Origin of the sequence: Psychrobacter sp. SHUES1, assembly GCF_001652315.1 — a bacterium.
Lineage (GTDB): Bacteria > Pseudomonadota > Gammaproteobacteria > Pseudomonadales > Moraxellaceae > Psychrobacter > Psychrobacter faecalis.
In genome coordinates this window covers 26,288-49,402 of record NZ_LXWA01000030.1, presented here as the reverse complement: position 1 = coordinate 49,402, position 23,115 = coordinate 26,288, and the positions used below count along the sequence as shown (strand labels likewise).

The 23,115-nt window shown below is 43.8% G+C and carries 21 protein-coding genes; 15 read left to right on the top strand and 6 right to left on the bottom strand.

All coding sequences use genetic code 11. The annotated features are described in order from the left end of the window. Positions 1-977: 977 nt before the first annotated feature. The 13 genes from A7325_RS02680 (at position 978) to A7325_RS02620 (ending at position 15,611) form a co-directional block, all read left to right on the top strand. Positions 978-2,330 (top strand): Na(+)-translocating NADH-quinone reductase subunit A, encoded by a 1,353-nt coding sequence (locus tag A7325_RS02680; RefSeq protein WP_068404390.1) that lies wholly within the window; start codon positions 978-980, stop codon positions 2,328-2,330. A 5-nt stretch (positions 2,331-2,335) separates the two neighbouring features. Beyond that, on the top strand, positions 2,336-3,571 hold the full coding sequence (locus tag A7325_RS02675; protein WP_068404388.1) for an NADH:ubiquinone reductase (Na(+)-transporting) subunit B: 1,236 nt from the start codon (positions 2,336-2,338) through the stop codon (positions 3,569-3,571). Beyond that, complete coding sequence (locus A7325_RS02670; protein ID WP_068404386.1) at positions 3,552-4,484, top strand: Na(+)-translocating NADH-quinone reductase subunit C; 933 nt, start codon at positions 3,552-3,554, stop codon at positions 4,482-4,484. The genes A7325_RS02675 and A7325_RS02670 overlap by 20 nt, the downstream gene beginning before the upstream one ends. Before the next feature lies 1 nt (position 4,485). Further along, complete coding sequence (locus A7325_RS02665) at positions 4,486-5,157, top strand: NADH:ubiquinone reductase (Na(+)-transporting) subunit D (RefSeq protein WP_068404384.1); 672 nt, start codon at positions 4,486-4,488, stop codon at positions 5,155-5,157. Next, positions 5,157-5,765, top strand: a complete 609-nt coding sequence (nqrE, locus tag A7325_RS02660) for an NADH:ubiquinone reductase (Na(+)-transporting) subunit E (protein WP_068404382.1) — start codon at positions 5,157-5,159, stop codon at positions 5,763-5,765. The genes A7325_RS02665 and nqrE overlap by 1 nt, the downstream gene beginning before the upstream one ends. Positions 5,766-5,885: 120 nt before the next feature. After that, positions 5,886-7,121 (top strand): NADH:ubiquinone reductase (Na(+)-transporting) subunit F, encoded by a 1,236-nt coding sequence (gene nqrF / locus A7325_RS02655; protein ID WP_068404380.1) that lies wholly within the window; start codon positions 5,886-5,888, stop codon positions 7,119-7,121. Between the two features lie 141 nt (positions 7,122-7,262). Beyond that, on the top strand, positions 7,263-8,063 hold the full coding sequence (locus A7325_RS02650; RefSeq protein WP_068404378.1) for an SDR family NAD(P)-dependent oxidoreductase: 801 nt from the start codon (positions 7,263-7,265) through the stop codon (positions 8,061-8,063). 171 nt (positions 8,064-8,234) lie between these two features. After that, positions 8,235-9,365 (top strand): FAD:protein FMN transferase, encoded by a 1,131-nt coding sequence (locus A7325_RS02645; RefSeq protein WP_197488860.1) that lies wholly within the window; start codon positions 8,235-8,237, stop codon positions 9,363-9,365. Positions 9,366-9,486: 121 nt separating this feature from the next. Continuing rightward, a complete protein-coding gene (nqrM, locus tag A7325_RS02640) occupies positions 9,487-9,732 on the top strand; it encodes a (Na+)-NQR maturation NqrM (RefSeq protein WP_068404374.1) in 246 nt (81 codons plus the stop codon). A 374-nt stretch (positions 9,733-10,106) separates the two neighbouring features. Then, positions 10,107-11,384 carry a CynX/NimT family MFS transporter gene (locus A7325_RS02635; RefSeq protein ID WP_068404397.1) on the top strand — a complete coding sequence of 426 codons (1,278 nt, stop codon included), beginning with the start codon at positions 10,107-10,109 and terminating at the stop codon, positions 11,382-11,384. A 111-nt stretch (positions 11,385-11,495) separates the two neighbouring features. Next, positions 11,496-12,317: an arylesterase gene (locus tag A7325_RS02630; RefSeq protein WP_068404372.1), complete on the top strand. Its 822-nt coding sequence runs from the start codon at positions 11,496-11,498 to the stop codon at positions 12,315-12,317. Further along, complete coding sequence (locus tag A7325_RS02625; protein WP_068404370.1) at positions 12,314-13,012, top strand: ABC transporter ATP-binding protein; 699 nt, start codon at positions 12,314-12,316, stop codon at positions 13,010-13,012. Before A7325_RS02630 ends, A7325_RS02625 begins: the two co-directional genes overlap by 4 nt. Next, positions 12,990-15,611, top strand: coding sequence for an ABC transporter permease (locus A7325_RS02620; protein ID WP_068404368.1), 2,622 nt, complete (start codon positions 12,990-12,992; stop codon positions 15,609-15,611). The genes A7325_RS02625 and A7325_RS02620 overlap by 23 nt, the downstream gene beginning before the upstream one ends. Before the next feature lie 46 nt (positions 15,612-15,657). Here the strand turns inward: A7325_RS02620 and A7325_RS02615 are convergent, their stop codons facing one another. Then, the gene (locus A7325_RS02615; protein ID WP_068404366.1) at positions 15,658-16,572 is read right to left on the bottom strand and encodes an HU-CCDC81 and SPOR domain-containing protein; all 915 of its coding nucleotides are present in this window, start codon (positions 16,570-16,572) and stop codon (positions 15,658-15,660) included. An 11-nt stretch (positions 16,573-16,583) separates the two neighbouring features. Next, positions 16,584-17,963, bottom strand: a complete 1,380-nt coding sequence (locus A7325_RS02610) for a nucleotide-binding domain-containing protein (protein ID WP_068404364.1) — start codon at positions 17,961-17,963, stop codon at positions 16,584-16,586. A 347-nt stretch (positions 17,964-18,310) separates the two neighbouring features. Between A7325_RS02610 and A7325_RS02605 the strand changes: the two genes are divergently transcribed. Further along, positions 18,311-19,627, top strand: coding sequence for a valine--pyruvate transaminase (locus A7325_RS02605; RefSeq protein WP_068404362.1), 1,317 nt, complete (start codon positions 18,311-18,313; stop codon positions 19,625-19,627). 14 nt (positions 19,628-19,641) lie between these two features. Further along, positions 19,642-19,944 carry a hypothetical protein gene (locus A7325_RS02600; protein WP_227514925.1) on the top strand — a complete coding sequence of 101 codons (303 nt, stop codon included), beginning with the start codon at positions 19,642-19,644 and terminating at the stop codon, positions 19,942-19,944. A gap of 73 nt (positions 19,945-20,017) precedes the next feature. On the opposite strand, the gene A7325_RS02595 is transcribed toward A7325_RS02600, so the two are convergent. The 4 genes from A7325_RS02595 to hisB all read right to left on the bottom strand — a co-directional run bounded on the left by A7325_RS02595 (position 20,018) and on the right by hisB (position 23,070). Then, entirely contained in the window at positions 20,018-20,980 is a 963-nt protein-coding gene (locus tag A7325_RS02595; protein ID WP_068404359.1) for a DJ-1/PfpI family protein, read from the bottom strand. Between the two features lie 249 nt (positions 20,981-21,229). Beyond that, positions 21,230-21,622, bottom strand: coding sequence for a hypothetical protein (locus tag A7325_RS02590; protein ID WP_068404395.1), 393 nt, complete (start codon positions 21,620-21,622; stop codon positions 21,230-21,232). A 155-nt stretch (positions 21,623-21,777) separates the two neighbouring features. Further along, entirely contained in the window at positions 21,778-22,422 is a 645-nt protein-coding gene (gene hisH / locus A7325_RS02585; RefSeq protein ID WP_068404357.1) for an imidazole glycerol phosphate synthase subunit HisH, read from the bottom strand. Continuing rightward, a complete protein-coding gene (gene hisB / locus A7325_RS02580; protein ID WP_068404355.1) occupies positions 22,423-23,070 on the bottom strand; it encodes an imidazoleglycerol-phosphate dehydratase HisB in 648 nt (215 codons plus the stop codon). Positions 23,071-23,115: the final 45 nt, after the last annotated feature.

Sequence of the window (23,115 nt, the reverse complement as noted above, 5' to 3'; positions counted from 1 at the left end):
TGCTGTTCATCAGTCGGATATAGCCTGATTTTATGGGCTTTTAGGATCTGCTTTGGCATGAGATATTTATTGTTAGTTGGTTGCATAATTATTATACAACAGGTTGTAGGAGTAGTTACTAACAACGCATTCATCTCCCCACCTTAGAGGTGGGAGAATTCTGCGCTAAGATGTTAAAAGCGACGGTTAGGACAAATTCATTAAATAGTAAAAATGGCAGTGGCAAATCATAATACGAGTTAAAAATGGCAGAAAACCAATAATCATAACCATAAGTTTTAGCAGAAGGAATCACTCGTAACATTAGGTAAATTCACTTACCAACTGGCAATTTTAGGTCAGTTTAGCGTATAATCCTAGGTAAATTTGTATTTGTATGATAAAACCTAATCGTCTGCTACCTATTGACGATTGCAATCAGCATAAGGTAAATATGAGCTTTGTATTGGCAGTCAAATTAATGCTGAGCTTATCAAGTAATTGAGTTTACCCTGTAATCATAGGTCATTAACCAGCACTTAGATAGCTTTCACAAAGACAGCTTTCGCAAAGTATGAACAAATCACTGATGCCTCATTTATATTCACTCAAATGAACAGCGCTGCTTAAATTGCAACAACCCTATGATTTCTGATACGACAAATTTTAAGATTTTAATAAATCGTATGGTAGAACTGTCTTTTATCTACTGTCCTCCTCGTTGAGGATACTGTTAGATTTGAGAGTTTTACGATACACCTTGGTAGCCAGTCGTCACTTTGGTCATTCGAATAAGACATTAACGTGTTGTTAAGGAGTCTAAGGTCAGCGTTAATACTCTTACTTGTAGTTATGATGATGTGTCATGTCTAGAGTACTTTTTCACGCCCTTTTTTGGGTTTGCTAAAGCACTTTATTAATGACGCTGTTAGTCATGCTGCCGATATACCAAACAGGACGTCTGGTATCGTTTTAGACTATGGACTAAGTTTTCGCTTATGATTACCATCAAAAAAGGTTTGGATTTACCCATCACTGGTGAACCCTCCCGCGAGATATCTGAGCACAGACCCGCCTATGTAGCACTTGTTGGCTATGATTATGTGGGCATGAAGCCCACGATGAATGTCAAAGAAGGCGACATCGTAGCTAAAGGTCAGCCCGTTTTTGAAGACAAAAAACGGGTCGGCGTTATCTATACTGCTCCTGCTGCTGGTAAGGTCATCGCCGTCAATCGCGGTGAGCGTCGTGTTTTTGAAAGTCTTGTGATTGCGGTCGACCCAAACGGTGAAGAAGTAGAATTTCAGCGCTACGACTCCCAGCAACTTGCTGACCTAGATTCTGAAGTCGTTGAAACCCAACTGCTTGCCTCTGGCGAATGGACCGCATTTCGTACGCGTCCTTATAGCCGCTCTCCTGATATCGGTGCCCGTCCGCACGCTATCTTTGTCACCGCTATGGATACCAATCCACTAGCGTTCGACCCGATGTTGCTGATTAATGAGCAGCTTCAAGCGTTCAATGACGGACTTGCTGTATTATCAACCCTCAGCCCCAAGACCTTTGTCTGCCATCACGGCGATGCCCAGTTGACGCCAGTTGCCAAAACGGCGGTTAATAATGTCACTGAGTATCATAGCTTTGCTGGCAAACATCCTGCTGGTCTGGCTGGCACGCACATCCACTTTTTGCATCCTATCATGCGCGGCGTGACCGTGTGGACGATTGGTTACCAAGACGTGATTGCCATTGGTAAGCTGTTTACTACTGGTCGTTTATATACGCGCCGTATGCTTAGCCTCGCTGGCCCTGCGGTTAAAAACCCGCATTTGGTGGTCACCGAGCGCGGTGCAGATATCGCAGCATTGACCAAAGGTGAGCTTACAGCTGGCGAGAACCGTATCATCTCGGGTTCTGTGCTTTCAGGTCGCAAAGTGTTTGGCAATACCAATTATCTTGGTCGCTTTCATAATCAAATCAGTGCGCTAACCGAAGGTCGTGAACGTCCAGCGTTTCACTTCTTTACCGCTGGTGCCAATCGATTCTCTAAATTGCCTATCTATATCTCGCAGTTTTTTGGTGGTAAAAAATATGACTTTACCACTTCGAGCAATGGCTCACCGCGGGCGATGGTGCCAATTGGCGTCTATGAAGAAGTCATGCCTCAAGACTATCTGCCAACGCAGCTACTGCGCGCTTTGATTGTCGAAGACATCGTTAGCGCTGTCGATTTGGGCGTACTTGAATTGGACGAAGAAGATTTGGCATTATGCACCTTTGTATCTCCTGGCAAATATGAATTCGGCGATATTTTGCGTGACAACTTAACGCGCATTGAGCTGGAGGGCTAACCACGATGAAATTTTTACACAATATGTTCGATCGTATGGAGCCGTCTTTCACCAAGGGTGGCAAACACGAAAAGTACTACGCTATCTTTGAGATGTTTGATACGTTTTTACGTCAACCAGGCTCAACGACATACGCATCCTCACACGTGCGCGACGGTATCGACCTTAAGCGTATTATGATTACCGTTTGGTTATGTACCTTCCCTGCGATGTTTTGGGGTATGTATAACATCGGTCATCAAGCATTAACAGCGATTGCGCAGCTTGGCTTACAGCCTGAAGGCTGGCGTACCGTTATCACCAGTATGGCGGGCTACAATCCAGACAGTATCTGGGCAAGCTTTGTCTACGGGGCCATGCAGTTCTTACCGATTTATATCGTCACCTTTGCGGTCGGTATTCTCTGTGAGATTATCTTTGCTGTCGTGCGCGGCCATGAAGTTAACGAAGGTTTCTTTGTGACTTCTGTGCTATTTGCGCTCTGTCTTCCACCAGATATTCCTTTATGGCAAGTAGCCTTAGGTATCATCTTTGGTGTGGTTGTGGCAAAAGAAGTCTTTGGCGGTACGGGTAAAAACTTCTTGAACCCTGCTCTATCAGGTCGTGCGTTCTTATACTTTGCCTATCCAGCTTATATGTCAGGCGACTCAGTATGGACGGCGGTTGATGGTTTCTCAGGAGCCACGCCACTTGGACTTGCTGCGCTTGGCGTCGTCCCAGAAGACTTCGTTGATGTTTATGGCAATGCCATCACGTGGACGGATGCTTTCTTAGGTAATATGCAAGGCAGTATCGGTGAAGTATCGACGCTGGCTATCTTGCTAGGTGCAGTGGTTCTACTTTGGACGCGCATTGCCTCATGGCGCATCATGGCAGGTTGTGTGGTGGGTCTAATCGCCACGTCGCTAGTCTTTAACATGGTTGGTTCTGAAGACAATATGATGATGAGCTTGCCGTTTTATTGGCATTTAGTCATCGGCGGTTTTGCCTTTGGTGCGGTGTTTATGGCAACCGATCCTGTATCAGCTGCGCACACCAATAAAGGCCGCTGGGCGTATGGTATTTTGATTGGTTTTATGACCGTACTTATTCGCGTCGTCAACCCAGCCTTCCCAGAAGGCATCATGCTTGCCATTTTATTCGCCAACTTATTTGCGCCACTATTTGATTACTTTGTGACGCAAGCCAATATCAAGCGCCAAACAGCACGGAGGGTTCGTTATGTCCAAGCCCAAAAGTAATAATGCAAAAACCATCAGCGTGGCGTTGACGCTATGCTTGGTGTGTTCTGTATTGGTCTCAGCGGCGGCTGTTGGTTTAAAACCAGCGCAAGTTGAAAACGCGCGCTTAGACCGTAACAAAAATATCTTAGTTGCCGCCGGTATGTTTGACCCGGCGTCTGATACCAATGAAGATGTGGCCGAGCGTTTTAAAGACTTTGAGGTAAAGATCGTTGACCTTAATAAAGGCGATTACCTCGATGACGACGCGCTAAAAGCCGCTGGCATTCCCGATCGCAATGCGTACGATGCCAGTCAAGCGACCAAAAATCAGGCGCTAAGCGAAGATTTGGGCGGTAATGACCCTGCTGGTATCGGCCGTGTTCCTAAATATGCCAAAGTCTATGTCAAAAGTGATGACGCTGGACAACCTGAAATGGTGGTGCTGCCTATTCAAGGCTATGGTCTATGGGGTACGATTTATGGTTTCTTAACGCTTGAGAGCGATATGAATACCATCAAAGGTATCAGTTTTTATGAGCATAAAGAAACCCCAGGTCTAGGTGCTCGTATCGAAGAGCCTGAGTGGCGCGCCATGTGGAGCGGCATTCATTCTTATGACGAAAACGGCGCAGTAGCAACGGGTGTGACCAAAGCCGGTAATCCAAAAGACAACTGGGTAGATGGTATCAGTGGTGCTACTTTGACCAGTCGCGGCGTCAGTAACATGATTCAGTTTTGGCTCGGTGAGCAAGGTTATAAACCTTATCTAGATCATCTGCGTGAAGAGAGCGGTAAAACATTGGCGGATGCAGAAGTCAAAGCCAATCAAAGTCCGTATAAAAAACTGGGTCAGAACTTACATCAACAGCAGACGCATCCCGCAACCGAACTGGTCGCAGTAGTGCCAGCAGCACACGGCAAGGAGGCATAACATGGCTGATACAAAAACGATTTTAACCTCGCCTATCTTTGACAATAACCCGATTGCCCTGCAAATCTTAGGTATTTGTTCGGCGTTGGCGGTTACTACCAGTGTGGCGAATGCGCTGGTGATGAGTGTGGCGTTGACCTTGGTCACCGCATTCTCAAGCTTTTTTATCTCTATTATCCGTAAGCAAATCCCTTCAAGCATTCGTATTATTGTGCAGATGACGATTATTGCGTCATTGGTTATTGTGGTTGACCAGATTTTAAAAGCGGTCGCTTATGACGTCAGTAAAGGTTTGTCGGTATTCGTTGGTTTGATTATTACCAACTGTATCGTGATGGGCCGTGCCGAAGCATTTGCCATGAGCAATCCACCAGTACCAAGCTTTTTAGACGGTATTGGTAACGGTCTTGGTTACTCGGCAGTACTGTTATTTGTCGCGAGTGTGCGTGAGATTTTGGGCGCAGGCAGCTGGTTCGGTATTACCATTTTGCAAACCGCTAACGATGGTGGTTGGTACGTACCAAATGGTCTATTACTATTGCCACCGTCAGCGTTCTTTATTATCGCTCTGTTCATTGTGATTATCCGTACTTGGAAACCTGAACAGGTCGAAGAAGCTGAATTTGTAATGAAGCCGCAATCTAAAGGCATGGCACAAGGAGGCGGTCACTAATGGGACACTATGTCAGTTTATTTATAACCTCGGTCTTTATCGAGAATATGGCGCTGGCCTACTTCTTAGGCATGTGTACCTTTTTGGCGGTATCAAAAAAGGTCTCCACCGCGATTGGTCTTGGGGTCGCTGTGGTCGTCGTGATGGCGATTACCGTACCGCTAAATAACCTTTTGTTTCAGTTCATCTTAAAAAATGGTGCGCTGGCATGGGCAGGTTTCCCTGATATCGACTTAAGCTTTTTGGGTCTACTCAGTTATATCGGTTTGATTGCCGCTGTGGTACAGATTTTAGAGATGTTCTTAGATAAGTTCGTCCCAAGTCTGTATAACGCCCTTGGGGTGTTTTTGCCACTGATTACCGTCAACTGTGCCATCTTAGGTGGCGTACTGTTTATGGTTGAGCGTGATTATAACTTCGGTGAATCGATGGTATACGGCGTCGGCGCAGGCTTCGGTTGGGCATTGGCGATTACCGCCTTGGCGGGTATCCGTGAAAAGCTAAAATACTCAGACATTCCAGCACCGCTGCGTGGTCTTGGTATTACTTTTATCACGGTTGGTCTGATGTCACTTGGCTTTATGTCTTTCGGCGGTATGTCAATTTAAACCGCTAAGCTTAAACCCTATTTAGCACTTTGACCTATTTAATTCATTTATTCGGTAGGGGTTCAAAAAACGCAAAGACGTTTTTTCGCTCCCCTACTCCATAGATTAAGGATACCTACCATGGATTACGCTACGGCGATTGGTGGCGTTGCTATGTTTACCGTGATCATCATGGGTCTCGTTGCCATTATTTTGGCGGCGCGCTCAAGATTGGTCAGTTCAGGCGATGTTACTATCCATATCAACGATAATCCCGATAATGACGTCGTGACACCCGCGGGCGGAAAACTGCTACAAACATTGGCAAGCGAAGGTATTTTCTTATCTTCAGCCTGTGGTGGCGGTGGTACGTGCGCGCAGTGTCGTTGCCGCGTTATCGAAGGGGGCGGCTCTATTTTGCCCACCGAAACTGGGTATTTTACCCAAGGCGAAATCCGTAACCACATGCGCCTTGCCTGTCAGGTTGCGGTAAAGCAAGACATGAAAATCGAGATTGACCCTGAGTTTTTTGATGTACAAAAGTGGGAATGTGAAGTTGTCTCGAATGATAACGTTGCCACCTTTATTAAAGAGTTGGTGCTTAAAATTCCAGAAGGCGAGGAAGTTAATTTCCGCGCCGGGGGTTATGTACAGTTAGAAGCGCCGCCGCATGAAGTGCATTATAAAGACTTTGTGATTGACGAAGAATACCGCGAAGATTGGGAAAAGTTCGATATTTTCAAATATGTGTCGAAAGTTGATGAGCCAGTGATTCGTGCTTACTCAATGGCCAACTATCCAGACGAGAAAGGCATTATTAAGTTTAATATCCGTATCGCCAGTCCACCGCCTCGCGGCCCTGATGGTATACCACCGGGCAAAATGTCCTCTTGGGTATTTAGCCTCGTCCCTGGCGATAAAGTGACGGTTTCTGGTCCTTATGGCGAATTCTTTGCCAAAGACACCGAAGCTGAAATGATTTTCGTTGGTGGTGGTGCAGGTATGGCGCCGATGCGCTCGCATATTTTCGATCAGCTCAAACGCTTAAATACCAAGCGTAAGATTAGCTTTTGGTATGGCGCGCGCTCGATTCGTGAGATGTTCTACGTTGAAGATTATGACCAACTAGAAGAAGAGTTTGATAACTTCGAGTGGCATGTGGCCTTGTCTGACCCTCTCCCTGAGGACAATTGGGAAGGTCCAACCGGCTTTATCCATAACGTGCTGCTTGAAAACTATCTTAAAGACCATCCAAACCCAGAAGACTGTGAATACTACATGTGCGGGCCACCGATGATGAACGCGGCGGTTATCGACATGCTACACAGCTTGGGCGTGGAAGATGAAAACATAATGCTTGATGATTTTGGTGGTTAAGCAGATTATTTAAATCAGTTGATAACACCTATTTATTCAACAAGTATCGTTAAGCTAAAAATATATGATAAATTAAGAGTCTCATTGGAGGCTCTTTTTTTATGCGCTAAATCAACCATTTTTTAATCAGAAAGGATTCTTATGAAAACCAAAGTGAAAGATTTGACCATTTGGATTACCGGCGCGTCTAGCGGTATCGGCGAAGCATTATCAATTGCCTTTGCCAAACGCGGTGCCAGCATTATTTTAAGTGGCCGTGACAAGGATAAATTAGAAGCGGTTAAAAGTCGCTGTAAAAACAGCAAAAAACATATCGTTGTCTCCTTTGATATCGCCGATGCTAAGCAAGCAAAAGAAGCCTATGAAACAATCAAAGCCCAAACTGGAAAAGTGGATTGGCTGATTAATAATGCCGGTATCAGTCAACGGGCGCTTATTATGGAAACGACTGAGGAAATTGAGCGTAAGCTGATGGAGATAGATTATTTCGCGCAAACGCGGCTGACCAGATTGGTATTGCCCGATATGATTGCGCAAGGTGGCGGCAAAATTGTCATGGTATCGAGCGTGGCAGGGTTACTTGGTACTCAGTACCGCGGCGCTTACGGAGCTGCCAAAGCGGCTATCCATATGTGGGCAAACAGCTTGCGTGCAGAATTGCATGACCAAGGTATCGAGGTGGCGACCATATTCCCAGGATTTATTCAAACCAATATCTCTATCAATGCTTTAACTGGTGATGGTAGCGCGCAGGGGACGATGGATGACGCCACCAATAAAGGACTGACGGCGACCGCCTTTGCCAAACAGGTCGTCAAAGCCCTGACTAAGGGTGAAGAATATATCATCGTTGCTGGCAATAAAGAAAAACTTGCCACTAGAGTCAATCGTTTATCGCCGCCCAAGCTGTATAAGCTTATTCGGGAGTCACAGGTTAAATAAAAACAGGCAGGTTCAATCGTATCTTCTCGAGTCGTAGTTATTCAAGTCGTACGTTAGTCGTAAATTGGCCTTATCGGTAACAAGGGGTGTAAAATAGGCGACGCTTAGTTTATTACCTGCAAACTAACGTCCCCACTCACCCCTTCGCTTTATCAAGCTGTGATGACTTATATGACAAATTTAACCACCTTTCTTACTCCTAACAAACCCCTAAAATCCGCCTCTTTAACCATTATTGCTATCAGCTCTGTACTCATGCTTAGCGCCTGCCAGCAAAAGCCCGATTACGACAATCTTAGCGGCGAGACCATGGGCACCAGCTACCACATCAGTTATCAATTACCCAAAGGCGCTGATGAAGCTGCCATACAAGCAGCAATTGATAAGCGCTTGCAAGATATAAACGACAGCATGTCGACCTATCAAGCCGACTCTACTATTTCTAAATTTAACCAATTAGGCAAAGATACGCCGATTGCTATCGACGCCGATTTTAGCCATGTGTTGCAAGCCTCAAGGCAAGTTTATGAGCTATCGGGCGGCGCTTTTGACCCAACGGTAATGCCTTTGATAGAAACTTGGGGCTTTGGCAGTACCATGACGGTTGAGCGCTTACAAAGTCCGCCAACGGCGCTTGAGATTGCGCAAGCGAAAGCCTTGGTCGATTTTGACAGTGTCATTCAAAAAGATGACAGCATTTATAAAACCAAAGACGGCGTTGGCCTTGATTTTTCGGCGGTGGCTAAAGGTTATGGCGTCGACGTCATTGCCGATGTGCTTAAGAACACTTATCAAATTCGCAACTATATGGTTGAGATTGGCGGCGAAGTGGCGACTTCAGGCGTTAGCGCCCAGCAGCAGCCGTGGCAAATCGCTATTGATGCACCCATTGAGGGCAGTACGGTAAGTACTCGGCAAGCAATGGCAGTGATTCGTCAGCCTATCAATAATGGCGCTAGCATGGCGCTTGCTACTTCTGGCAACTATCGCAACTCCGTCGTTTTCGATGGTAAGCACTATAGCCATACCATTGACCCAACCACAGGTCAGCCAATCGTAGGTGGCGCGCCATCAGTAACGGTCGCTGCAGAAACGGTGGGACTGGCAGATGCGTGGGCAACGGCTTTGACCGCCATGCCTTATGAAAAAGCGCTGGCTACGGCAAAAGAGCATGATATCGCAGCTTTATTTGTCATTTTGGCAAAAGGTGTTGCAGCAGACACGGCGACCGATAGCGTTGATGATTGGCAAGTGGTCGAAACGCCGGCGATGAAAACCTTGCGCGCCGATAAAAAGTCTTAGTATCAAACGTCTAGACTGTAATAACCTGCTAAGCACAAACGGGCGAGGCGAATTTTTGCTATACTATAAGTAAGTCATTGCTTAGATGGCTGCTTCATATTTTAAACGAGAGGTTATCTCTATGCTTAACCAATTGCTTCCCATGCTTGCTGTTACCTTTACCGTCTTTATGCTGTTTTTTATCTTTATGGGCATCGGTTACATGGTCAAAAAAAAGCCGCTTAGAGGCTCGTGCGGTGGTGTGGCAAAATTGATGGGTGACGAGTTTTGCTCATTTTGTGGTAACGACCCCAATAAATGCGAATCGCTGGTTGACCAGCAGCAAGAAACCGCGCTAAAGGCTGCGCAATTAGGCAAGTCGGTATAAACCTGCTATTTGTTACCATACGTTGGTAGTATTTAGCCGCCCTCTATTCTTATAATAGCGTCGAGTCCTTTGCAATTAACCTTGCAAACTAACGGTGACTGACGCTATTTTTGCTTTAGCGTTTATATAAAAGCCTTTTTATCATAAGCGCTATCAGCAAAGCCAAAACTTCACTATTCATATACTAACTTTACCCTGATAAATGGGGTAGCAAGTTCATATGACTTGCTTTCTGCAAGTGTTTTTATACTCTATATTCTAATATGTGGTCTTGAGCGCCGTCTTATCGACGGGCCTTGGGGTTATTTATAAGTGCTGCTGAGTCAGTGCTTATAAATGACGTGTCCTTTTTTTATTTTAATAGTCGTGCTGCTATGTCTACCTCTCCTAATTTGCAATCTGATATACCGTCCCAGTCTCAACCAGATGCGCCAGCAAACCTAAAGCTGCCCTCATCGCGCTTTATTTTTTGGCTGGTGCTATGTGCTATGGTTTTATTGGCGTCCAATATGCGCGCGCCGATTGTGGCGCTGGGTTCTATTGCGCCGGTAGTGCAAGGGGCGCTTGATATCTCCGAAACCCAAATTGGTTGGCTTGGTGCAGTGCCGATGCTGACCTTTGCGCTTGGGGCTTTTATTTCCCCTACGATTGGGAAGCGTTTTGGCCTTGAAAATACGCTGATCACGATGATTGCGTTATTAACCGCAGGTATGGTTATTCGTAGCGTCATTCCGACTTGGATTGGCTTTTTAAGCGGCACGTTATTGCTAACATTGGCAATTGGCTTTGCCAATACCCTTGCTGCCCCTGTCATCAAACAGCGCACACCGAACCATATTCCTCTGATTACAGGTTTATTTAGTCTCACCATGACAGTGTCGGCTGGGATTGTCGCTGGCGTGGTATTGCCATTATCTGAGAAGGTTGGTTGGCAATGGGCACTTGGTGGCTGGTCGATTTTAGGCTTGTTTGCCTTAATCATTTGGGTAGTGCTACGGCTGCGTTTGGGTTCTTCGAACCATCAGCCCATCAAACCTCTTGCCGCAGGCGAGAAAGCGCCATCGCACATTTCGATGTGGCGCACGCCGTTTGCTTGGCAAATTGCGGTATTTATGGGCTTACAGTCCTTGCTTTTTTATACCGTTGCCAGTTTCTTACCGTCGATATGGCTAAGTAAAGGGTTGTCAGCGGTGAGCGCGGGACAAATGGCTTCCGTCTTTCAATTTATGGCACCGGTTGCTATTTTAAGCTTAACGTGGCTCGTCAACCGCGGGCGTCCTATACAAGCGCTGGCCATCTTTGCTGCGTCACTAAACGTGCTCGGCGTCTTGGGTCTCACTTATCTGTCTGCCGATTATGCTTGGCTATGGTCAGGACTAATGGGCATGGGCTGCTCGGCGATTTTCACTTTAAGTATGATGCTGTTTTCGATGCGTACTTATACCGCCAATCAATCAAGCGAGCTGTCGGGCATGGCGCAAGCCATTGGTTATCTGATTGCGTTTTTTGGTCCACTTGGCACCGGTTGGTTGCATGAAGCAACGGACAACTGGGATTTACCGTTATTCATTATGCTGGTACTGATGATTATCAACGTGGGGTTTGCTTGGCTGGTTAGCCGCCCGCTAATGGTCGATGGTAAAAAGATTTAATTTTTATCTTCAATCAATTAACCTTCGGCGTCAATCAATTAACTTTTGTACCATATTGCGGCTTATCTGATTCTGCTAGACTGAATTTATTGTATTTAGGACAGCAGAATCATGATAAACACACCCTCTCGCCTACCGCAGCGTTTGCTTACGGGCGCCGCCTTGAGCCTCGCAATCGCTATGAGCGGTTGTCAACAGCAGCCTGACGCCAATACGGCTGACAACACTCAAAATAATAATCCAGCCGTTAATACGACAATGGCTGAACCTCAAACGCCAGAATCTACTCCATCTAAGCATTCATCTGAGCAACAAGCACCTTTAACCATCTTGGCACTGGGTGATTCGTTGACCGAAGGGCTTGGCGTTGATAATGATGCCAATTATCCCGCGCAGCTAGAAGCTCGCTTAAAAGAGATGGGCTACAAGGATGTCAAAGTAATCAATTCAGGATTAAGCGGTGAAACCAGTACCGGGCTTGTCAATCGACTCGATTGGGTATTGCAAACCAAACCTGATATCACCATTTTGACCATCGGTGCCAATGATGCCATCCGCGGCATTGATGTGGCAACGGTCGAAGCCAATATTCGCACCGCTATTAAACGCCTTCAAGATGGCGGTAGCGAAGTCATTTTGGGTGGTATGCAGATTTATGACAATCTTGGCGCTGACTACGTCGAATCGTTTGCTGCGATATATCCAAGGGTGGCGAAAGATATGAATGTGACGCTGATTCCATTCTTTTTAGACGGTGTGGGCGGTGATGCAAAATTAAACCAAGCCGATGCCATTCATCCAACCCGCGAGGGCTATAGCATTATCGTCAACGACAATATTTTGCCAGTTCTGCAACCTGAAATCGAAAAGCTAGAAGCAGCCCATACCGATACGGCAACGAAACCTAGCACGCCTACTGAGACTAGCCAATGACTGCTACAGCCCATAACAAAGCGCTACTTACCGCCTCCAAGCTGAATAAAACCGTCCAAGTCGGTGAGCAATCATTATCCATCATTAAAGACGTCGATATCCATGTCGATGCGGGCGAGTTTGTGGTCATCATGGGTAAATCCGGCTCGGGCAAATCGACTTTGCTCGGACTACTGGCAGCGTTAGATTATCCTGATAGTGGAAGCGTTGAATTGGCAGGGCAAATGTTAAGCAGCCTTGATGAAGATGCGCTGGCGGTCATTCGTCAACGCGAGATGGGATTTGTTTTTCAGTCATTTCATCTATTACCGACATTAACCGTCGCTGAAAATATTGCCTTTCCGCTTGATATCGCCCGCCGTCCGAATAAAGCACGCGTCAATGAGTTGATTGCGGCGGTTGATTTAGGGCATCGGCGTGATAGCTTGCCCAACCAATTATCAGGCGGTGAGCAGCAGCGTACTGCCGTTGCCCGCGCCTTGGTATCGCAGCCAAAAATCGTCTTTGCCGATGAACCAACCGGTAACTTAGATGAGCAAAATGCCAGTCAAGTGATGCAGCTGTTATTAGATTTACGCCAGCAAGTTGGCTCTGCATTGGTGGTCGTCACCCACGATGCCGCACTAGCGGAGATGGCAGATCGTGTCATTACCATGCATGACGGTATGATAGATGGATCAAAAATTAATGGATAACATGGATAATGAGTCGAATGTTTCGCGTGGCAGAATAAGCCAACTATTTAATCGTCTGTTAATTTCAAAAAACTTGGGCGCACAAGCCTTAAGTCGTAGCTGGTGGCAGCGCTGGATATACCCCGTCTTATTCTTAATCACGCTAGTTCTCTCGCTTGCCACTTACCTTACTTTAGATTCTATCCAGCAATCGGTTGATACTTATATCAATGATAATCAGCGCGCACTCGTTGGCGGGGATTTGATTTTAAACAGCAAGCAAGATTGGCCAAGCGAGGTATTAGCACAAGTAGAGACGGTCGCTGATACGCAAATAGTATATGACTATCAGTTTAGCGCGATGGTGGTGACTGATGAACAAACCTTACTTGCCAGCGTTAAAGCGGTCTCGCCAGCTTATCCGTTATATGGAGACGCTGAGCTTGCCTCAGGGCAGCCTCTTTGGACACAATTAAGCGCTGCTAATGTCGTCGTCGCGCCAGAAGTATTAAACAGCTTAAACGCTATTGTCGGTGACCAAATCACCATTGGTGATGCTGAGTTTACCATTAGTGATGTGCTGACCAAAGAGCCTGACCGTCCACTGACTGCCTTTGGTTTTGGCGGACGCGTTTTGATGCATGAGGATGCGCTCGCGGCGACCAACTTATTAGGACAGCGTAGCCGCATTAATTATCGTATTGAGCTGGCAGGCAACCCTGAGTTAATGGCAGCACAGCGAGATAAGCTGACGCAAATACTCAATAATTATCCTGATATTGAGCTCTCTGATGCCGAGTCAGCAGATACTTCTGTCTCGCGTATCTCTGACAACGTTTTGATGTTTTTAAAGCTGCTCGTCATTGCCGTACTGTTATTATCCGCCGTTGCCATGTATGGCGTGATTACCGCTTTTGCGACCAAGCAGCAGTCTAGTAATGCCATTCGCTTGGCATTAGGTGAGCCGCTTAAATCCTTGAAACGCAGCTACTATCAGCTATTGATTGTTACTACTATCATTGCTTGTGTGGCCGCGGTTATCGTCAGTTTTGGCTTACTGAAAGTCGGCCAGCCGTATCTGATTGCTATCTTACCAGCGGATGTTGGTTTAGCGATCAATCCGATTAGCGCCATTAAAACCGTTATTATCGCGCTAGTGCTGACCCTACTGATTGCTCAGCGTGGTTTAAGCACGTTAAGTAGCACCAAGCCTGCTACTTTACTCAATCAAGGAGCAAGCACAAACTCACAAAACCTGCCTTGGTATCGACGTCTGCCGTTACTTTGGTATGGGCTGATGCTAGTTGGTCTCTATGTGTTTTTTGCTTATGAAGTCAATTCTCTGATACTAGGTGCGCAGTTGTTAATAGGCTTAACTGCTTTTGTCGCGATATTTTGGCTATTGGCACGTGGTTGGTTATGGCTGCTGACTAAGTTTGCCAAGCATTCTAATATCAGCTGGATGCAGCGTATTGCTATCCATAACCTTGCCCGTAAAGGCAATCAGTCGGCATTGTTCTTTGTCACTTTATCACTGTCAGTGGCGGTCTTAACTTTGATTACTACACTTAATCATAGTATCAATGCCCAGTTTATTAATGCCTATCCTGAAGATGCGCCCAATTTATTTTTGCTCGATATTCAAAGCGACCAGCATGATGCGATTAATAATATCATTGCTGCGCCTGTAAGCTACTATCCTGTCATTCGTGCGCGTGTCGTCACGGCAAACGATGTACCCGTACAAGATATCGAGCCTGCGGACGGCTTTGATGACCCGACGCGGGTTTTTAATTTAAGCTATGCTGATACGGTAATGGATACCGAATTCATTACTGATGCTGTAGCAGACGACAAGCTTTATGCACCTATTGAGACTGCGGATAACGACCCAGCACAAACCGTCGCGCCGTTATCGATTTTGGATACGGCAGCCAGCTTGCTAAATGTTGGTATGGGTGATCAGGTTCGCTTTAATATCCAAGGGATTGAGATTGTCGGGCAAATCACCAGTATTCGCTCGCGCTATGAGAAAGGACCCAGTCCTTATTTTTACTTCTTATTTGAGCCAGCGGTTCTATCTGCTGCGCCGCAAATCCAATTTGCCACCGCTCATGTCGCAGCAGAGGATATTTCAAAGCTCCAAGGTCAGTTAGTACGCGAGTTTCCTGCGGTAACGACAATCGACGGCACAGCAATTGCGCAGCAAGTCCAAGAGCTGGTCGTGCAAATGAGCCGTTTGGTTTATGTCTTCACCTTACTGGCATTATTGACGGGTATTATGGTACTAATTAGCTCGCTACTCTCTACCTCGCAAGACCGCATGAAAGACAGCGCCTCATTCAGGCTGCTTGGCATGCAAAAGCGCGACCTCTATATGCTCAACATCTTAGAGCTTGGCATACTTGGCATTAGTGCCGCCTTATTTGCGGTTATTATCGCTAATATCGGTGCTTGGGCTGCTATTACCCAATGGTTTAATTTGCGCTTTAGCGTGCCGTGGGCAAGTTTGGCTATTGGTGGCGTAGCGTTAGTCGGTTTGCTGTTTGCCATTGCTATTATTTATGTGAGATTGGTGATTGGGCGTGGGATTATGGCGCGGGTACGGGCGATGATTTGAGTAGCCAATTTGTAAGCTATTTTAATTTCCCAGCTCATTATCTATCCTATAAATTAACTACAATTGGTGATCTATATCTAAAATTATATTTTATTCCCTTAATTAGTTCGTCGTCATTTTCAGTCAATATTTTGTAAGTATGATTTGCAATATTATCATTCAGTTCTTGAGTACCAACATTCATTCCTAGGCTTATTATTTCTTTAGGTGTAGCAAACATATATAAATCAGAGTCTTCGCCCATTATATCTTTAAATAATTTTTCTTGCTTTTCTGTTAAATCAACTTCGACAATGTCAGCTAATAAAACTTCGTAATGATTAAATGGGCTTTTTGAAATTTCTGTTATATGTCTACCACAATATCTATAAGACAAAGCACCAAATTTTTCTTTTTTCAGAATACGAGATTCGAAAACCTCTTCTATAAACTCTCTTGATAAATTGTCGATGTTCTCTCTATTTTTAGTTTTATCGAATCTTCTCAGAAAGTCTTTTAAGTTTTTATTTTTGACTAGTAGTCTATAATCCATTTTCGTAACCTCATTAACTGGAATACAATCATCACTCTCAGCTGGAATATGTTTACTTAAATAAATAGCTTCCTTTTTATCAAATTTATAGGCACCTCCTACTGGCTGATACTTTCTAGTTCTTGAATTAGCAACTAAAAAATACTTGTTATCAACTTTAATTCTAAAAAGGTAAGCAAACGATATTCTAATTTTTGTGTCCTTTTGTAATTTACCTTTTCTCATAAGCTGTCTTTGAGATCGCTTCCAAGCACTTTCACCAAATATTTTTTTTGTATGATCAAGAAGCTCAGCAGCTTTATCTCTATAGATTACTCCCATAGGCACAATAAAAAGCAGTGTCCAATACCAATCTTCAGTTTTCTTAATTAAAGTAATAATTATTATAATTACAAACACTTGAAAGAGCAGTGATAAAAGAATTTTCAAATTTTGATCCCTTATTCTTGACCAATTGGAACGTCTACACGACCAATCGCAACACAGATACCATTCTTTATCAGATAACACTCAATATAATGTGTGCCTTTAAACGAAGTTGGCTCAATTATTTCATGTGTTCTTTCTTTGATTTGACCACGAATACAGTCCTTATTTTCTGCTACCTCTCCAACATTTCTTACCTTCCAAAGAACCTTGTCATAGGCAGGACAATCAGTATTACCTACTTTACACTTAACTTTAAAATTAAAAGGAATAAACCGACTGAAGCCTCGGAGGTGTTTTTCTAAGTATTTATAAAGAGATATCTCCCTAAATCCATCTTGTGACACCCTACAATCAATACCTACACTATATCTCTCCAACACGGGGTAAAGCTCATCTATAAATTCCTCAGTGTCTTTATAGCTCCTTGACTCTAAAGATTCAGATATTTTAACTGTTGATTTACCTAATCCAGACCAGTAATCATGATTAAAAAATTCTCCCCAAGCAGATATAGCATCTTGATATGTGCAATCACTTTCAAATAGTATATCTAGCTTTTCTAATTGCGTAGACAATTTATCTTTCCATCTACGCATTTTATCAAGATCAACCTGTCTAGTTGTTATCGATCTAGCATTATCGATATTATTTGGTGCATTGACTTGTAGATTCCATTCTAGCCTGCTCTGAATAGACTTTAAGGTATGGTAAAATTTTTCATCTATACGAGAATGAATGGAGTCGAAATTTTCGGAGCATAAAATAGTTTGAATCAATCCACTTGGCAGAGAACCCCAAGTATCTCTCGACTTACAAAACATCTTAGATAGTCTTACTACTTTCCTTAAATCATCAGTTTTCGCTTTTATTTCATCAATAAACCAATCGTCTAAAGCTTTAATGTCTCTAGCAGACCATACATCTCCAGCATATTCATAATTATACTCATCCTGCCACTCAAAATATTTTGATCTTTTAAATATGGCAAAATCAATGTGATAGCCAGTTGTATAACGTACCCTAACACATCCTGTCTTTACTTCTGGTTCTTCTGAAAACTGATGCATCTCTCGCTTTAACGCATCGGCTATCATATTTCTTGTCGCCAAAGGTCCCAAACTACCTAGGTTGTCTGATTCAAAAACTATAGCCACATCTATGTCATAGTCCTTTCTATCATTTTGGACTATGGTATGCATTGCCATAGAGCCTTGCGTCCTAGATTCGGCAATCTTATAACTAGTATTATTTTCATTATTATATTTTTCTAAACCATTTTTCAATCTCTTTATATTCTTATCTCTTTTATCTCTCAATATGTTTTTTTCTTGCTCGGACAGTTTTACATGATTATTGTAAAATTTTTTAAATTCTTTAGAACAATCGAACATAGCTGTATTTCCCTAATAACAAAGTAAATTCCTGTACTTATAATTCTAAGTATTAAACTTTTCTAAGTGTTTTAAAAATAACTTCATATTTTTTATTATGAACATGTCGGTGCTGGCAAGCAAGAATATGTATATCTAATACGTCACCTGTTGTCGTACGTATTCAACTTAACCTAAATGCTTTCTACTCACCTAGAAGGCGTTTTTTTGCTTCACAACCTATATAGACATATAAGTCAGTATCAACCATGCACTGTGCTTATTTTATCGCAACCATTTGCTATACTAGCCCAACTTTATCGATTAAATAACAGCTTATAAACTCTCAAAAACAGCATGGTAGTCTTATGAAATTCTCAAAGTTCGGTCAAAAATTTACCCAGCCAACTGGCATCTCACAATTGATGGATGATTTGGGCGATGCGCTAAAAAGCGATCAGCCTATTAATATGCTGGGCGGTGGAAACCCTGCTAAGATTGATGCGGTTAATGAGCTGTTTTTAGAGACTTATAAAGCGCTAGGTAATGATAACGATACCGGTGAGGCGAATAGTAGCGCGATTATTAGTATGGCAAATTACTCCAATCCGCAGGGTGATGCGGGTTTTATCGATGCCTTGGTTGGCTTCTTTAATCGTCATTATGATTGGAATCTAACCGCAGAAAATATCGCTTTGACCAATGGTTCGCAGAATGCTTTTTTCTATTTGTTTAATTTATTTGGCGGTGCGTTCATTGATGACAATAAAGAATCTATTGATAAATCAATTCTACTGCCATTGACGCCTGAATATATTGGCTATAGCGATGTGCATGTCGAAGGTCAGCATTTTGCCGCCGTGTTGCCGCATATCGATGAAGTAACCCACAATGGCGAAGCAGGTTTCTTTAAATATCGCGTCAATTTTGAAGCGTTAGAGAACCTGCCAGCATTGACGGAAGGTCGCATTGGCGCGATTTGCTGCTCACGTCCGACCAATCCAACGGGCAATGTGTTGACCGATGAGGAAATGGCGCATTTATCCGAGCTTGCCAAACGTTATGATATACCGCTAATCATCGATAATGCCTACGGTATGCCCTTCCCGAATATCATCTACTCTGACGCGCATTTGAACTGGGATAATAATACGATTTTGTGCTTTAGCCTGTCTAAAATTGGCTTGCCCGGTATGCGTACCGGCATTATCGTTGCCGATGCAAAAGTCATCGAAGCGGTCAGCGCGATGAATGCGGTGGTCAATCTAGCGCCGACACGTTTTGGTGCGGCAATTGCGACGCCACTGGTGAACGATGACCGTATCAAGCAGTTGGCGGATAATGAGATTAAACCCTTTTATCAACAGCAAGCGACATTAGCGGTCAAGCTATTAAAAGAAGCGCTGGGTGATTATCCATTAATGATTCATAAGCCGGAGGGCGCGATATTTTTATGGTTATGGTTTAAAGACTTGCCGATTAGCACCACTGAGCTGTATGAGATTCTCAAAGACAAAGGCACGATTATTGTACCAAGTGAATATTTCTTCCCCGGTGTCGATGTCAGCGATTATAAACATGCCCATGAGTGTATTCGTATGAGTATCGCTGCCGATGAGCAAACGCTGATTGATGGTATTCGAGTGATTGGTGAAGTGGTGCGTGGTATTTATGATGAAAGATAGGCTGACTTGGTAATATGACTTCGCGTGAGGTTTCTATGCGTTACGAATTTGAAAATGTAAAAATCAGTAGAGAAAAAAGATACTCGCTCGGTAAAGAAACCACTACCAATAAATATTACTTATCTTTTCCAGTTAGTCCGCCAAATCAGAGGTATGTTGAGTTTGAAGAATATTATGAAATCTCTTCTGAACAGCTTGATGAATTTTTAGAAAACGAAGATGTATTAATAGAATTTTTGGATAAATGTAGAACAAGAAAAATGGATCATTTATTTATCTTTTATCCTATAGCTCCTGTTCGGGGTTATCCAACTTAGATTACCTTCTTAAAGTAAAAAACGGACTTATAAATAGTCCGTTTTTTTTGTGCTATGGCTGAATCCAAACGGTTTAGCGCAGCGCTTTTAACAAAGCTTCAGTACTCATTTTACCAAAGTCATTAGCCGCCAAGGGTCCATCGCCTGAGATCAGCTTTCTGTCTTGATGGGTATGTCCTGTCGCCAGTTTATTGGTAATCGTAACGCCCAAATCTTCTAGCTTTTCGCCAAAGTACCAAGGCATCGTACCGGGCAAATAACCAATTTTTGGCATTTGCTTGTCCATAGCTGTCGGGAACGCTACCATTTTATAACCTTTAAAAATAAAGTCGCGTTTGGCGTTATCGTCTTTATCGGCGCTATTAGTATTGTCAGCGCTATCAGGTTTATCAGAGCTATCAGGACTTTCTAAATTGGCCGCCAATAAAGCCGCCGGTCCATGACAAATGGCTAAGGTAAATAAATCCTTGTCATAACCCCAACGTAGCAACTCGCCAAGGTTATAATCTTCAGGCAAACCCAGCATTGCCCCATGCCCACCGGGGATAAAGATTGCTGCGTAATCCTCGCTATTTGCCATGTCATTTTTGACAAAATCCGCGATACTTTTTGGACTTTTAAGCTTAGACTCATATTCCGCGTAGATTTTTTTGACGTCGTCATCGTCCTCTGGCATTGCCCACTGCTCGACTTTGACAGCCTCCCCGGTTGGGGTAAAAACATCTACCGTAAACCCTGCTTTTTTAAAATGCAGCAACGGCACCATCATCTCAACCGGATGATTGCCAGTCTTAAACTTCTTATCATTTGCCATGGTCATGTACTGCTGCTCGGTGCAGACCATCAGGATTTTTTTGTTGCCCGTATATGGCGCTTCGTACTCGCTATGATCGTAGTTGGTTTTGTTAGGCGCTGCCAATTTAAGCGAAGCTTTAGAAGGGGTATAAGCGCCATCTTCGGTTTCTTGCGGCTCTAAACCTAAGGTGTCTTTGGCTTTGTCTACTATGTCACTGATATTAAGGTCTGAGATATTCATAACTTTTCCTATTTTATTATTGCTTATGTTGGATTGATAGTTAGGAAAGATAGAATAATTGCCTGTCGCTACCTTTCTGATTGTAAGGTAGCAAACTCATAACGCATTAAATAGACCAGAGTTTTTTGACTTTCGTAAGCTTTGTAAATGGTGAGTTGCTTAAATTTGGCATTTTAAAAAAGCATCAGAGTAAAAAGCCTTAAAGTAAAAAGCGCAAAGCAATGAGCTTATAAACAATAAAAAACGGACTTAGCAATAGTCCGTTTTTTTCTGCCGTTTAATCATAGGTTTGACGGTATTGATTGATTGAAATGTCTTTGTCCATACGGTAAGGCCGTAGATAATATAAGAAAGCAGACAGGTATTCACGATATCATGGATACTGGCCTTGATTTCTGCTGCTTTTAACCCTACCACACCAAGTTCGGTAAGCGTCTGGCGATTGTCCAAATATTCACCCAATAGAGCGATGGCGGTCACCAAAATCAAAGCGACAAAGGCTCTAACGCTGTATTTTTTAAAAATTGGACGTAGAAAAAGTAAACTTAATAGGTAGACGCCAATGCCCACATAGATATGTAAGGCGTCTTTGTCTAAGCCAGTAGCATCAACGACACCGTTTTTAAAGAGATAAAAATCCACGATTTTATTCCGTGTAAAAGAGGTAAAAAGTAACTGAGTATAAATGAAAAACAGCCAATTATACATTGAGAATAAAAAAGGTAGATTAAGCATTTGCTAATCTACCTTCTTATTGAAGAAATATTATTATTGAAGAAATATTTAAAGTATAGTTATTAAATATCCCAATCGACAAAGTTCTTTAACAGCTGTAAGCCCGCGGTGTGGCTTTTTTCTGGATGGAATTGGGTGGCAAATAAATTGTCTTGCAGAATACTGGCACAAAACGGCTGACCATAATCACAAATGGCCGCCACTTGTGCATTGTCGCTAGGCGCGCAGTAATAGCTATGTACAAAGTAAAAATGCGCGTTGTCCTCGATACCATTCCACAGCGGATGAGCAAAATCCATACCGTTAATAGTATTCCAGCCCATGTGCGGCACCTTAATGGTAACCCCCTGCTCATCTTTCCAAGTAGGGTCAAACGCTTCTACGCTGCCATCTAGGATGCCCAAGCACTTTGTACCACCATTCTCAGCGGACTGCTTAAACAACGCCTGCATGCCCACACAGATGGCCATGACAGGCTTATTAAATATCGCCTGACGTATGACCTCGTCAATACCTGCATCCTGCATGCCAGCGATACAATCGCGCATCGCACCGACACCTGGGAAGAAAATTTTATCAGCCGCCGCGACCACTTTTGGGTCATTGGTAATAGAAACCTCTGCCCCGACCGCTGCTAACGCCTTGCTGGCCGAGTGCAAATTCCCCATGCCATAATCTAATAATGCAATTTTTGTGGTTCGACTCATCTAAAAAGCCTCTTTGGTCGATGGCAAGGTATTCAGCGCACGCTCATCATATTCGCAAGCCATACGCAGCGCACGGGCAAACGCCTTAAAGGTAGATTCAATTTGGTGATGGCTGTTTTTACCTTTGAGGTTGTCTAAATGCACCGTCATCCATGAATGATTGACGAAGCCGTAAAAAAATTCACTAAACAAATCGACATCGAAGTTACCAACGTGCGAGCGGGTAAACGGAATGTCCATATGAAGTCCTGGACGGCCTGACAAATCAACCACCGCGCGCGTCAATGACTCATCGAGTGGCGCATAAAAATGCCCATAGCGACGGATGCCTTTTTTATCACCCAATGCTTTATTGAACGCTTGTCCAAGCGTGATGCCAGTATCTTCAACACTGTGGTGATCATCGATAAAGGTGTCGCCGGTACATTTGATATCTAAGTCAAACAAACCATGACGCTTAATTTGGTCAATCATATGGTCTAGAAACGGCACGCCAGTATCGACAGTGCCTTGACCGGTACCATCAAGGTTTACCGTACAAGTGACTTGCGTTTCAGCAGTATTACGCGTAACGGTCGCCGTACGTGCGGCATGACCGAAAAGATTTTGAGCAGAATTTTGATTTTGTTCGGTAGAATTGGCTGTCATGGCTACTCTCTATAAATGAAAAGCGGTCAATAAAATAGGGCGAAA